At 54.2% G+C, this 13,490-nt stretch carries 12 protein-coding genes and 1 tRNA gene; 11 read left to right on the forward strand and 2 right to left on the reverse strand.

Features of this window, described 5'->3' with window-relative positions:
• Positions 1–4: 4 nt before the first annotated feature.
• Both aroE and hemB read right to left on the reverse strand, forming a co-directional pair.
• A complete protein-coding gene (gene aroE, locus Q0X64_RS02040) occupies positions 5–829 on the reverse strand; it encodes a shikimate dehydrogenase (RefSeq protein WP_297808365.1) in 825 nt (274 codons plus the stop codon).
• Positions 830–834: 5 nt separating this feature from the next.
• Positions 835–1,851, reverse strand: a complete 1,017-nt coding sequence (gene hemB / locus Q0X64_RS02045; protein ID WP_297808368.1) for a porphobilinogen synthase — start codon at positions 1,849–1,851, stop codon at positions 835–837.
• Positions 1,852–2,019: 168 nt separating this feature from the next.
• On the opposite strand from hemB, the gene carA reads away from it, so the two are divergent.
• From carA to Q0X64_RS02100, 11 genes are all read left to right on the forward strand, one after another.
• Positions 2,020–3,150, forward strand: coding sequence for a glutamine-hydrolyzing carbamoyl-phosphate synthase small subunit (gene carA, locus Q0X64_RS02050; protein ID WP_297808371.1), 1,131 nt, complete (start codon positions 2,020–2,022; stop codon positions 3,148–3,150).
• A 6-nt stretch (positions 3,151–3,156) separates the two neighbouring features.
• Positions 3,157–6,375 carry a carbamoyl-phosphate synthase large subunit gene (gene carB, locus Q0X64_RS02055; protein ID WP_297808374.1) on the forward strand — a complete coding sequence of 1,073 codons (3,219 nt, stop codon included), beginning with the start codon at positions 3,157–3,159 and terminating at the stop codon, positions 6,373–6,375.
• The gene (greA, locus tag Q0X64_RS02060; RefSeq protein ID WP_297808376.1) at positions 6,375–6,851 is read left to right on the forward strand and encodes a transcription elongation factor GreA; all 477 of its coding nucleotides are present in this window, start codon (positions 6,375–6,377) and stop codon (positions 6,849–6,851) included. The genes carB and greA overlap by 1 nt, the downstream gene beginning before the upstream one ends.
• Before the next feature lie 8 nt (positions 6,852–6,859).
• The gene (locus Q0X64_RS02065; protein ID WP_297808378.1) at positions 6,860–7,312 is read left to right on the forward strand and encodes a DUF4149 domain-containing protein; all 453 of its coding nucleotides are present in this window, start codon (positions 6,860–6,862) and stop codon (positions 7,310–7,312) included.
• A gap of 2 nt (positions 7,313–7,314) precedes the next feature.
• Positions 7,315–7,932, forward strand: coding sequence for a 23S rRNA (uridine(2552)-2'-O)-methyltransferase RlmE (gene rlmE / locus Q0X64_RS02070; RefSeq protein WP_297808381.1), 618 nt, complete (start codon positions 7,315–7,317; stop codon positions 7,930–7,932).
• Positions 7,933–7,970: 38 nt separating this feature from the next.
• Positions 7,971–9,878, forward strand: a complete 1,908-nt coding sequence (gene ftsH, locus Q0X64_RS02075; protein ID WP_297808383.1) for an ATP-dependent zinc metalloprotease FtsH — start codon at positions 7,971–7,973, stop codon at positions 9,876–9,878.
• 15 nt (positions 9,879–9,893) lie between these two features.
• Positions 9,894–10,733 carry a dihydropteroate synthase gene (gene folP, locus Q0X64_RS02080; protein WP_297808385.1) on the forward strand — a complete coding sequence of 280 codons (840 nt, stop codon included), beginning with the start codon at positions 9,894–9,896 and terminating at the stop codon, positions 10,731–10,733.
• Positions 10,726–12,072 (forward strand): phosphoglucosamine mutase, encoded by a 1,347-nt coding sequence (gene glmM / locus Q0X64_RS02085; protein ID WP_297808387.1) that lies wholly within the window; start codon positions 10,726–10,728, stop codon positions 12,070–12,072. Before folP ends, glmM begins: the two co-directional genes overlap by 8 nt.
• A gap of 139 nt (positions 12,073–12,211) precedes the next feature.
• Positions 12,212–12,997 carry a triose-phosphate isomerase gene (gene tpiA / locus Q0X64_RS02090; protein ID WP_297808390.1) on the forward strand — a complete coding sequence of 262 codons (786 nt, stop codon included), beginning with the start codon at positions 12,212–12,214 and terminating at the stop codon, positions 12,995–12,997.
• Between the two features lie 4 nt (positions 12,998–13,001).
• On the forward strand, positions 13,002–13,340 hold the full coding sequence (gene secG / locus Q0X64_RS02095) for a preprotein translocase subunit SecG (protein ID WP_297808393.1): 339 nt from the start codon (positions 13,002–13,004) through the stop codon (positions 13,338–13,340).
• A 17-nt stretch (positions 13,341–13,357) separates the two neighbouring features.
• Positions 13,358–13,443 (forward strand) — tRNA-Leu (locus Q0X64_RS02100).
• Positions 13,444–13,490: the final 47 nt, after the last annotated feature.

The following is a 13,490-nucleotide window of genomic DNA, read 5'->3' on the forward strand; positions in this document are numbered from 1 at the left end:
GGCTTTAAGGTGTAGGGTTTCGAAGATGTTGAATCACTCTGCTGGTATCAGGTTTTATCCCCCGCCAGAGGCGAAACGCTTCCGCCGCCTGTTCGACCAGCATACCCAGACCATCAATCGATTTAGCGGCCTGATGCTGCTTCGCCCAGCCAATAAAGGCCGTATCCTTATCGCTATACATCATGTCGTAGCAGGCGGCATTGTCGCTGAGCAGATCATCGGGTAGCGGCGGGACTTCGCCCTGCAGGCTGGCTGCGGTGGCATTGATCACCACATCGAATGGCGGTTTGATGTCTTCAAAGCCGCCACCACGAATATGACCCAGATCACTGAACAGGTCAGCCAGCGCGTGGGCTTTACTGGCGGTGCGGTTGGCGACAAACAGTTCAAGCGGTGAGTGATTCAACAGCGGTTCAATCACGCCCCGTGCCGCGCCGCCGGCACCCAGCAGCAAAATGCGTTTGCCGCGAAGTTCAATGCCGTTGTTGTCAGTCAGATCCCGACACAGACCGATACCGTCAGTGTTGTCGCCAAACATCGAGCCATCATCATTAAACACCAGGGTATTAATGGCACCGGCCCGTTTGGCACGGGTTGACTGGTTTTGCACCAATTGCCAGGCCTGTTCCTTGAATGGCACAGTGATGTTGATGCCTTTGAATTTGAGGATATCGCGCAGTTGGCCGAGGCTGCTTTCCAGTCCATCCTGTGGCACTTCAATCGCGGTATATTCCAGTTCCTGCTCGGTTTGTCTGGCAAATTCGCTATGGATCAGCGGTGATTTACTGTGGCTGATCGGGTTACCGATCACGGCATATTTATCGGACATAAAATTTAGCTGCGACTGTTGAGTTGTTGGGCGATATCTTTGGCGAAATAGGTGAGGATGCCATCGGCACCGGCACGCTTGAAGGCCAGCAGGCTTTCCATCACCGTGTCTTCGCCCAGCCAGCCATTGCTGATGGCGGCTTTGAGCATCGCATATTCACCACTGACCTGGTAAACAAAAGTCGGTTTCTGAAAGGCCTGTTTGACTCGGTAAAGCACATCCAGGTAAGGCATACCAGGTTTGACCATCACCATATCAGCGCCTTCCTGAATATCCAGTCCGACTTCATGCAGGGCTTCATCAGAATTGGCCGGATCCATCTGGTAGCTGAACTTGTTGCCGCCAGCAAGATTACCGGCACTGCCCACCGCATCACGGAACGGGCCGTAGAAGCTGGACGCATATTTTGCTGAATAAGCCATAATGCGGGTATGGATCTCACCACTGAGCTCCAAAGCATCACGAATAGCGCCAATGCGACCGTCCATCATATCGGAGGGGGCGACGATCTGGGCGCCGGCCTCAGCATGCGATAGAGCCTGTTTGACCAGCACTTCAACGGTTTCATCATTCATGATGTAACCGGACTCATCAATCAGGCCGTCCTGACCATGGGTGGTAAACGGATCCAGTGCCACATCGGTCATAATGCCCAGTTCGGGGAATTCGCGTCGCAAAGCCCGTACGGCACGTTGAGCCAGACCTTCCGGATTATAGGCTTCACGGGCATCTTCGGTTTTCTTGTCAGTGGGAGTAACTGGAAACAGTGCCATTACCGGCACGCCCAGCTTGTGAATGGTTTCGGCTTCTTTTAACAGCAGATCGATGCTCAGGCGTTCGACACCGGGCATGGAACTGACTGCTTCACGCTGATTATTACCCTCCAGCACGAAGCAGGGATAAATCAGGTCATCCACCTGCAGGGTATTTTCACGCATCAGACGCCGGGAGAAGTCATCTTTGCGCATTCTGCGGGGCCGCTGCATGGGAAAGCCGGATTGGGGAAAAGCGTGGCGAGACATCCAATACCTTTATTTGATAATGATTAACGTATTAATGGTACCGTTGCCACTTGAGAATGTCATCGTTTAAGCGTGGACGAGACAGGCCAAGATGAGATAAAATTGCAAAGATTTTGTCTGGGATGAACGTCATGTTCGTCCCTTTATTATATCTGGTGGAGGTCTCCCTTGCGCACGAGTGCATTACTTGCTCTTGAAGACGGCACGGTGTATCACGGCGAATCGATTGGCGCTGTTGGTCAATCGGTCGGTGAAGTCGTGTTTAATACGTCGATGACTGGCTATCAGGAAATCCTAACCGATCCTTCCTACTGTCGTCAGATTGTGACTTTGACCTATCCGCATATCGGCAATGTCGGTGTCAATGCGGAAGATGAAGAGTCGGATAATGTTTTTGCGAGTGGCCTGATTATCCGCGACTTGTCGCCGGTGGTCAGTAACTGGCGCAGTGAAGAGTCGCTGGATGCCTACCTGAGCCGTCACAATGTGGTCGGCCTGGCCGGTATCGATACCCGCGCCCTGACGCGCCGCTTGCGCGAAAAAGGTGCGATGAAAGGCTGCATTATCGCCGGTGACAACATCGATGTGAATGCAGCGATTGAGGCAGCCAAAGGTTTTGAAGGTCTGAAAGGCATGGATCTGGCCAAAGTGGTCAGCACCAAGGAAAGCTACGAATGGACGGATGGCTGCTGGCATTTGGATGGTTCCTCGCAAGCCGCCGAGCCCAAATACCATGTAGTGGCCTACGACTTCGGCGCCAAGAAAAACATCCTGCGCATGCTGGTGGAACGCGGCTGCAAACTGACCGTGGTGCCGGCGCAGACGTCTGCCGAAGAGGTGCTGGCGCTGAATCCGGATGGCGTGTTCTTATCCAACGGTCCCGGCGATCCCGAGCCCTGTGATTACGCGATTAAAGCGATTCAGACCTTGCTGGAAAAAGACATGCCGATATTCGGTATCTGCCTGGGTCACCAGTTGCTGGGCCTCGCCTGCGGTGCCAACAGCGTCAAGATGAAGTTCGGCCATCACGGTGCCAACCATCCGGTGCAGGAACTGCTGGCCGGCCTGGTGATGATCACCAGTCAGAACCACGGCTTTGCGATTGAAGAAGAAAGCCTGCCGGAGACGCTGGAAGCGACCCACCGCTCTTTGTTTGATGGCACCCTTCAGGGCATCCATCACACCAGCAAGCCGGCTTTCAGCTTCCAGGGTCACCCCGAAGCCAGCCCCGGCCCGCAAGACGCGGCGCCGCTTTTTGATCACTTTATCGATTTACTCGAACAAGCGACAGGTAAATAACTTACGATGGCGAAACGTACTGATATTCAAAGTATTCTGATTCTGGGCGCGGGTCCGATTGTGATCGGCCAGGCCTGCGAATTCGACTATTCCGGTGCTCAGGCATGTAAAGCCCTCAAAGAAGAAGGTTATCGTGTCATCCTGGTCAATTCGAACCCGGCCACCATCATGACCGACCCCAATATGGCCGATGCCACCTACATCGAGCCGATTACCTGGCAGGCGGTACAGAAGGTCATTGAAGCCGAGCGTCCTGATGCGGTTCTGCCTACCATGGGTGGCCAGACGGCACTGAACTGTGCGCTGGATCTGGAGAAACACGGCGTGCTGGAACAGTTCGGCGTGGAGATGATTGGCGCTGACAGCGAAGCCATTAATAAAGCCGAAGATCGTGACCTGTTCCGTGCCGCTATGCACAAGATTGGTCTCGATATGCCCAAGTCTGACATCGCGCATACTTTGGATGAGGCACTGGCTGTTCAGGAAAAATTTGGTTTTCCGGTCATTATCCGTCCGTCATTCACTATGGGTGGCAGCGGCGGTGGTATTGCCTATAACAAAGAAGACTTCATTGATATCTGTCAGCGGGGGCTGTACCTGAGCCCGACCTCGGAACTGCTGATTGATGAGTCCATCATCGGCTGGAAAGAGTATGAGATGGAAGTGGTGCGTGATCGCAATGACAATGCGATTATCATCTGCTCTATCGAAAACTTCGATCCGATGGGTGTGCATACCGGTGACTCGATTACCGTCGCACCGGCACAGACCCTCACCGACAAAGAATACCAAATCATGCGTAACGCCTCTCTGGCGGTACTGCGCGAGATTGGTGTCGAAACCGGTGGTTCGAATGTTCAGTTTGCGGTGCATCCAGACACCGGTCGACTGATCATCATTGAAATGAACCCACGGGTCTCACGTTCCTCGGCACTGGCTTCCAAAGCCACTGGCTTCCCGATTGCCAAGGTCGCTGCCAAACTGGCGGTGGGTTATACCCTGGATGAACTGCAGAATGAAATCACCGGTAATGCGACTCCGGCGTCATTCGAGCCGACCATCGACTACGTGGTCACCAAGGTGCCGCGCTTTACCTTTGAAAAATTCCCGCAGGCTGACAATCGCCTCAGCACCCAGATGAAATCCGTGGGTGAAGTCATGGCGATCGGTCGCAGCTTCCAGGAATCCCTGCAGAAAGCCCTGCGCGGCCTGGAGATCGACAAGGATGGTCTCAATGAAATCCTTGAGCCCAATGCCAAGGATGTTGAAGCCACGCTGCGTCGTGAACTGAGCCTGCCGGGCTCGGATCGTCTGTGGTATGTGGCCGATGCCTTCCGTCATGGTTTCAGCTTTGATGAGGTGCACAGACTGTCACATATCGATCCGTGGTTCCTGATTCAGGTTCAGGAGATCGTCGAGATTGAGCAGGATCTGAAAGAGCGTTCCCTGAACGATCTGGATCAGAACGAGATGTTCCGCCTCAAGCGCAAGGGTTTCGCTGACTCGCGACTGGCCAAGCTTTTGCAGAAAACCGAAAAGCAGGTGCGTGAATACCGTCAGGCGATGAATGTTCGGCCTGTCTACAAACGCGTCGATACCTGTGCCGCTGAGTTTTCGACCAGCACTGCCTATATGTACTCAAGCTACGATATCGAGTGCGAAGCCAATACCAGTGACCGTGACAAGATCATGATCCTGGGCGGCGGTCCCAACCGTATCGGCCAGGGTATCGAGTTTGACTACTGCTGTGTGCATGCCGCACTGGCGCTGCGTGATGATGGTTTTGAAACCATTATGGTCAATTGTAACCCGGAAACCGTCTCCACTGACTACGACACTTCTGATCGTCTCTACTTTGAATCATTGACGCTGGAAGACGTACTGGAAATCGTCGACCTGGAAAAACCCAAAGGTGTGATTGTCCAGTTCGGTGGTCAGACGCCGTTGAAGCTGGCCCGTGCTTTGGAAGCTAACGGTGTGCCCATTATCGGTACGTCGCCGGATGCGATTGACCATGCCGAAGACCGTGAGCGCTTCCAGCAAATGGTCGACAAACTGGGCCTGCTGCAACCGCCAAACCGTCTGGCTCACTCAATTGATAATGCGGTGAACCTGGCGGCGGAAATCGGCTATCCGCTGGTGGTGCGTCCGTCTTATGTACTCGGCGGCCGGGCAATGGAAATCGTCTACAACGAGGAAGAACTGCAGCGTTATATGATGAACGCGGTGAAAGTCTCCAATGACTCACCGGTGTTGCTGGACCGCTTCCTGGATGATGCTATCGAAGTCGATGTCGATGCCATTTGTGACGGCAAGAACGTGCTGATCGGCGGCATTATGGAACATATTGAACAGGCCGGTGTGCATTCGGGTGACTCGGCCTGTGCGATTCCGCCCTACAGCCTGAGTAATTCGGTACAGGACAAAATGCGTGAGCAGGTGCGTCAGATGGCGCTGGAACTGGGCGTAAAAGGCCTGATGAATACCCAGTTTGCCATCAAAGGCGAAGAAATCTTTATCCTGGAAGTGAACCCGCGTGCGTCACGGACCGTGCCGTATGTGTCGAAATCCATTGGTGTGCCGCTGGCGAAAGTCGCGGCCCGGGTGATGTCCGGTCGCTCGCTGGAAGATCAGGATGTCACCAAGGAAGTGATTCCGTCTTACTACTCGGTGAAAGAAGCCGTCTTCCCGTTCATCAAGTTCCAGAACGTGGATCCGATTCTCGGTCCGGAAATGAAGTCCACCGGTGAAGTGATGGGCGTGGGCCGCACTTTCGGTGAAGCGTTTGCCAAATCACAGCTGGCGGCATCCGTGGTTCTGCCGACACAGGGTAAGGCCTTTATTAGTGTCCGGGAGGCTGATAAAGTCAGCGTTATTGAAATTGCCAGAGACTTGGCTTCACTGGGCTTCTCCCTGCTTGCAACCCGAGGTACTCAGAAAACACTGGCTGAGGCCGGTGTGGCTTGTGAGCCGGTCAACAAGGTGGCTGAAGGTCAGCCGCACATTGTTGATATGATCAAAAACGACGAAATCGATCTGATCGTCAACACCACCGAAGGTCGTCAATCGGTTGCCGACTCGCGGGAGATTCGTCGTGCCGCCTTGCAGCACCAGGTCAATTACACCACGACCCTGGCCGCGGCGCGAGCCACCATACAAGCTCTCAATAGTGAAGACATTGTTTCTGTGAACAGACTGCAATCTTTGCATGGAGAATTACGCTAATGGCAGTACCCATTACCTTGCGCGGTGCGGAAGCACTGAAGGACGAACTGAAACAGCTGAAAACCGTGGCCCGGCCCGAGGTTGTAGCGGCGATCGCGGAAGCCCGTGAACACGGCGATTTGAAAGAAAACGCCGAGTATCATGCGGCACGCGAGCAACAGAGCTTTATCGAAGGCCGTATCCAGGAGTTGGAAGGCACGCTGTCTGAGTCACAGATCATCGATCCGGCGACCTTGCCGCAGGATGGTCGGGTTGTGTTTGGTGTGACTGTGACCTTGCTCAATATTGATAACGATGCCGAGGTTCAATATCAGATAGTCGGTGACTATGAGTCTGATATTAAACTGAACCGGATTTCGGTGTCGTCACCGATTGCCCGTGCTTTGATCGGCAAGGAAATTGATGATGTGGTCACGGTGCAGGCGCCGGGCGGCAACATTGAATACGAAGTTGTTGAAATCACTTACCAGGGCTAAGCGAACTGATGTTTTCCGGTTACAGCGGTGAACGGCTGATTTTAACGCTCTGGGTAGGCAGCTTATGGGCTATTGGCTATCTTGCCGTACCCATGGCCTTTGCTACTCTGGAGTTACAAGTTGCCGGCGCTTATGCCGGCAAACTGTTTTATGCGGTCAATATTCTGGGTGTGGTATCGGCCGTGATTTTGCTGATCAGCCGTTTATTTGTGTTCGGCCTGGCTCACTTTCATCGCTATTGGCGTAGTTGGATGTTGCTGTTGATGTTGGCGATCAGTCTGGCTTTTATTGGTTTTATCCAGCCGGAAATGCAGGCACTCAAGGCGCAGGGCGAGCAAAATGCTGCCCGCTTTGGAGATTGGCACAAACTCAGTGAAAACCTGTATCTGCTGCTCAGCCTGTTCGGTCTGATGCTGGTTCTGACCACGGATAAGCGTGCAGAAGCCGGAGGCGAAAGCTGATTATGGCCAAGAGCAAATCCAGTCAGAACTGGCTCAAGGAACACTTTGATGACCAGTATGTCAAAAAAGCCCAACAAGCCGGCCATCGCTCACGGGCGACCTTCAAGCTGGATGAAATCGACAAGAAAGACAAGTTGATCCGGCCCGGTATGAGCGTGGTTGATCTGGGCGCGGCTCCCGGTGGCTGGTCCGATTACGCGCTGAGCAAAGTCGGTGAAAAGGGCACCGTGGTGGCGCTGGATATTCTACCGATGACGCCACTGACCGGTGTGCATTTTATTGAGGGGGACTTCCGCGAAGATGTGGTGCTGGAAGAACTCGAACAAATTCTGGACGGTCGACAGATAGACCTTGTTTTATCGGATATGGCCCCCAATATGACAGGTGTAGGGTCGATTGATCAGCCCGCCAGTATGCATCTGGTGGAACTGGCCCTGGATTTTGCCGTCACTAACCTGAGTAAACAGGGGAGTTTGCTGGTCAAAGTTTTCCAGGGCGAGGGCTTTGATGAATTTCTGAAGGCCATGCGTGACAGCTTTAACAAAGTGGTCACCCGTAAACCGGACGCCTCGCGAGCCAGGAGTCGTGAAGTCTACCTGCTCGGGCGCGGCCTCAAATAGTATATAGTGGTAACCAGAGGTACCAAACATTGAATGACATGATGAAGAATATCGTTTTGTGGGTAGTCATCGCCGTCGTGCTGATGTCCGTGTTCAACAATTTCGGCCCGCAGAACTCAACATCAAACGAGATGGATTACTCGACCTTTATTAGCAACGTCAAAAATGGCGGTGTGTCTAATGTCGAAATTCAGGGTCGAACCATCGAAGGTAAATTGACCAACGGTGACAAGTTCACCACCTACAGCCCCGAATATGATCCGGGTCTGATTGGTGACCTGCTCGATAATGGTGTCTCCATCCAAGCCGAGCCGGTTGAGAAAACCAGCCTGCTGATGCAGATTTTCATTTCCTGGTTCCCGATGCTGCTGCTGATCGCCGTATGGATTTTCTTCATGCGTCAGATGCAGGGCGGTGGCGGCAAAAACCCGATGTCATTCGGTAAAAGCAAAGCCCGCATGCTCAGCGATGACCAGGTCAAAATCACCTTTAAAGATGTCGCCGGCGTCGAAGAGGCCAAAGAAGAAGTGGCCGAGCTGGTCGACTTCCTGCGTGATCCGAGCAAATTCCAGAAACTGGGTGGTCGTATCCCCCGCGGTATTTTGATGGTCGGTTCACCGGGTACCGGTAAAACCCTGCTGGCGAAAGCGATTGCCGGTGAAGCCAAGGTGCCGTTCTTTACTATCTCCGGTTCTGACTTCGTGGAGATGTTTGTCGGTGTTGGTGCTTCGCGTGTTCGTGACATGTTCGAACAGGCCAAGAAACACGCGCCGTGCATTATCTTTATCGACGAGATTGATGCGGTCGGTCGTCATCGTGGTGCCGGTCTGGGCGGCGGTAACGACGAGCGTGAACAGACACTGAACCAGTTGCTGGTGGAAATGGACGGTTTCGAGGGTAACGAGGGCGTCATTGTCATCGCCGCGACTAACCGTCCTGACGTGCTGGATCCGGCGCTGCTGCGTCCGGGCCGTTTCGACCGCCAAGTGGTAGTGCCTCTGCCTGATATCCGTGGTCGTGAACAGATTATCAACGTTCATCTGCGTAAAGTACCGGCGGCAGAAGATGTCGAAGCCCGCGTGATCGCCCGTGGTACACCCGGCTTCTCAGGTGCCGATCTGGCGAACCTGGTTAACGAAGCGGCCCTGTTTGCTGCCCGTGCCAACAAGCGCCTGGTCAGCATGGAAGAACTGGAACTGGCGAAAGACAAAATCATGATGGGGGCTGAGCGCCGCTCTATGGTGATGAGCGACAAGGAAAAAGAACTGACCGCCTATCATGAGGCCGGTCACGCCATTGTTGGCCGACTGGTACCGGGTCATGATCCGGTCTATAAAGTCAGTATTATTCCGCGTGGCCGTGCTCTGGGTGTCACCATGTTCCTGCCCACCGAAGATAAGTACAGCTTTACCAAGCAGCAGTTGGAAAGTCAGATTTCCAGCCTCTACGGCGGTCGTCTGGCAGAAGAAATGATCTTCGGTGAGGAAGCCGTCACAACCGGTGCCTCCAATGATATTCAGCGTGCTACCGAGCTGGCGCACAATATGGTCACCAAGTGGGGCCTGTCAGACAACATGGGCCCGATGTCCTATGGCGAAGATGAAGGCGAAGTGTTCCTGGGTCGCAGTGTGACCCAGCACAAGTCAGTGTCAGATCTGACTGCCAAGCAGATTGATGAGGATGTGCGTGCGGTGATCAGCCGCAACTATGAGCGTGCTCAGCATCTGCTGGACGAGAACATGGATAAACTGCACGCCATGGCACAACTCCTGATCAAGTATGAAACCATCGACAGTGATCAGATCGACGCGATTATGGAAGGTCGTGAGCCGGGTGAGCCTAAAGGCTGGAGCGACAGTTCCAACAACCCGCCGCCATCGGCCAGCGCTGAATCTGATGACAGCGATGAAGCGCCTTCCGGCAAACCAGCAGATCAACTGCACTGAAAAGGACTTCTGCTGATGTTGTATGACTGTGCGGGCAAGTCACTGGATTTGTCCGCTCCTCGCATTATGGGCATTGTCAATGTTACCCCCGACTCCTTTTCGGACGGGGGTAAATTCTTTTCACGCGATGCTGCGCTCAAACAAGCCCTGCAACTGGTCGAAGATGGTGCCGATATTCTTGATATCGGCGGTGAATCAACACGGCCCGGCTCCGATCCGGTGGCACTGCAGGAAGAAATTGACCGGGTAGTCCCGGCGATTGAGGCCATCAGCGCCGAAGTCGATGTGCCTATCTCCATTGACACCATGAAAGCCGAAGTGATGCGCGCCGCCGTATCGGCCGGAGCTGGCCTGATTAATGACGTCAATGCCCTGCGCGGTGACGGCGCCTTACAGGCTGCCGCTGAGCTGGATGTCCCGGTCTGTATTATGCATATGCAGGGTACGCCGCAGACCATGCAGCAAGAGCCGGATTATGAAGATGTGGTGTCGGAAGTGGAAGCCTTCCTGCTGGAGCGGGTTGAAGCTTGTGAACAGGCCGGCATCAAGGCTGACAAGATTATGCTGGACCCAGGGTTTGGTTTTGGCAAAAGAGCACGGCATAATCTGCGTTTAATGAAACATTTATCGCGCTTCACCCGGCTGCCGTATCCGGTACTGGTGGGCGTGTCACGCAAATCGATTATCGGCGATATGCTCAAGGTCAGTGTGGATGAGCGTCTCGCCGGCAGTCTGGCTCTGGCGTCCATTGCCGTTTGGCAGGGTGCCAAATTGATCCGGACTCACGATGTAAAAGAAACGGCGCAGGCAGTAAAACTGACCCAGCACGTACAGCAGGTAGAAGACTTTGACTAGACAACGACGTTATTTCGGCACCGACGGCATTCGCGGCCGGGTCGGTGATGGGGTGGTGACACCCGATTTTGTTCTAAAACTGGGTTGGGCCGTGGGCCGGGTGCTGGCTAACGGTAAAAACAGCCGCGTTATTATCGGTAAAGACACCCGGATTTCCGGCTATATGTTCGAATCGGCGTTGCAGGCTGGGCTCTCTGCGGCCGGTGTGGATATTTACCTGCTAGGCCCGATGCCGACCCCGGCAGTCGCTTATTTGACCCGGACTTTCCATGCCCAGGCTGGTATCGTCATCAGCGCTTCGCATAACCCTTATCACGATAACGGCATCAAGTTCTTCTCGGCCCAGGGCACCAAGCTGCCTGATGATATCGAGCTGGAAATTGAAGCAATGCTGGAACAGCCGCTGGAAACGGTTGATTCAACCCGGCTGGGTAAGGCCCATCGGATTGACGATGCCGCCGGCCGTTATATCGAATTCTGCAAAAGCACGATCCCCTCAGGCGTGGATTTATCCAATCTGAAACTGGTGGTTGATTGTGCTCATGGTGCCACCTATCACGTGGCGCCCGATGTCTTCCGTGAATTGGGCGCTGAAGTGATGGTGATGGGCGCCGAGCCGGATGGTTTTAATATCAATCAGCATTGCGGTTCCACTGAACCCAGCCTGCTGCAGCAGGCAGTGCTGGAGAACAAGGCCGACCTGGGCATTGCGCTGGACGGTGACGGTGACCGACTGATCATGGTGGATCACCGCGGTGAGATCGTCGATGGCGATGAACTGTTGTTTATCATTGCCCGTTCGCGCCAGCGTCAGGGCGACAGCAGCAATGATATTGTCGGTACCCAGATGTCCAACCTGGGCCTGGAGCATGCGCTGGAGAAATTTGATATGGCCCTGCACCGGGCCAAAGTCGGCGACCGCTATGTCATGGAAAAACTGCAGCAGGTAGGCGGCCAACTGGGCGGTGAAGCCTCGGGTCATATTATCTGTCTGGACAAGACCACCACCGGCGACGGTATCGTTGCGGCACTGCAGGTGCTGGCCGAAATTCAGCAGTCGGGTAACAGCCTGCATGCACTGCGCTCCGTGGTGACCAAGTATCCGCAGCAACTGATTAATGTGCGGGTCAAAAAAATGGTCGATATTGATGCCAATGAAGACATTACCCGCGCTGTTGAGGCGGTGGAAGCAGAACTGGGCAGTGAAGGCCGGGTATTGCTGAGGCCGTCCGGCACCGAGCCGGTAATTCGGGTAATGGTGGAAGGCCGTGATGCGCCTCTGACCAAAAAGCTGGCCCAGCAACTGGCTTCCACTATCGAGGGCGTGCTCAAAGGCTGATCCGGCTTTTGCTTGCTGCGGTTTTTGCTGATTCTGATTTGTTATACAATAGCCGAGTTATTTAGCTCGCAGCTTTTGCCCCAGGGCCTGAGACTGTATCGGGCTGTCCTGTCTTTTCTGCATTCGAGAGATCGTATTTGTGCGTAAACCGCTGGTTGCTGGTAATTGGAAAATGAACGGCTCTAGCGTGAGTAACCGGGCATTGCTGCAAGGCATATTGTCGCGGGCAGAGAGCTTTTCCGCGGTTGATGTGGCCTTGTTTCCACCCGCTGTCTATCTGCAGCAGGTACAACAGGCACTGAGTGGCACTGGCCTTTACTGGGGAACACAGAATCTATCTCAGTTTAACCAAGGCGCCTATACCGGTGAAATCTCGGCGACCATGCTGGCGGACTTTGGCTGCCATTATGTGCTGATTGGTCACTCGGAAAGACGTTGTCTCTATGCTGAACTGGATCTGGACCAACGGGTTCTGGATCGCATCGTGGCTGAAAAGTATGAAATGGCAGTAAAGGCTGGGATCACGCCAATTATCTGTATTGGTGAGAGTCCGGACGAGCATGCGGTGGGCCGCACCGAAGAGGTCGTCGCCCGCTTGCTGGATACGGTGATTGCCTATCAGGGCGTCAAAGGCCTCGCGCATACCGTGCTCGCTTATGAGCCGGTCTGGGCCATCGGCACCGGCCGATCGGCAACACCCGAATGGGCGCAGGATGTACACAGCTTCATGCGTCAGCGGGTGGCGAAACATGATCCAGACATTGCCCGTGATCTGCGAATACTTTACGGCGGCAGCATAAACGGTGATAATGCTGCGCCATTGTTTTTACAACCTGACGTTGATGGTGGGCTGGTCGGTGGCGGCTCGCTCAATGCCGATGAGTTCATCAGAATCTGTCAGGCCGCGGTTTTGAAATTAGGTTAACTACATGCACGCTATAATTTTGACGGTACATATTATTGTCAGTCTGATGCTGATCGGCCTGGTGCTGATCCAGCATGGTAAAGGCGCCGATGCCGGTGCTGCCTTTGGCGGCGGTGGCGGCGGAGCCGGCGGTGGTGCTTCCGGCAGCCTGTTTGGCAGCCGCGGTTCGGCATCATTTCTAAGCCGCAGCAGTGCGATTCTGGCCGCCGTGTTTTTCGCGACCAGCCTGACCCTGGCCTACTTCTCAGTAGACAGGCCCGACCAGGCGCAAAGCGTGACCGAGACTGCCCCTGCCGGACAAACGACAGAACAAACTCCTGCAGACCTGCCGGAAATGCCTTAAAATACGCACTCTTTTTAGCCGACGTGGTGAAATTGGTAGACACGCCATCTTGAGGGGGTGGTGGGCATAGCCCGTGGCGGTTCGACTCCGCCCGTCGGCACCATGTAATATCGAAGCCCGAGTCATCGGGCTTTTTCATATCTGTTGCGG

Source organism: uncultured Methylophaga sp. (assembly GCF_947259025.1).
Classification (GTDB): Bacteria; Pseudomonadota; Gammaproteobacteria; order Nitrosococcales; family Methylophagaceae; genus Methylophaga.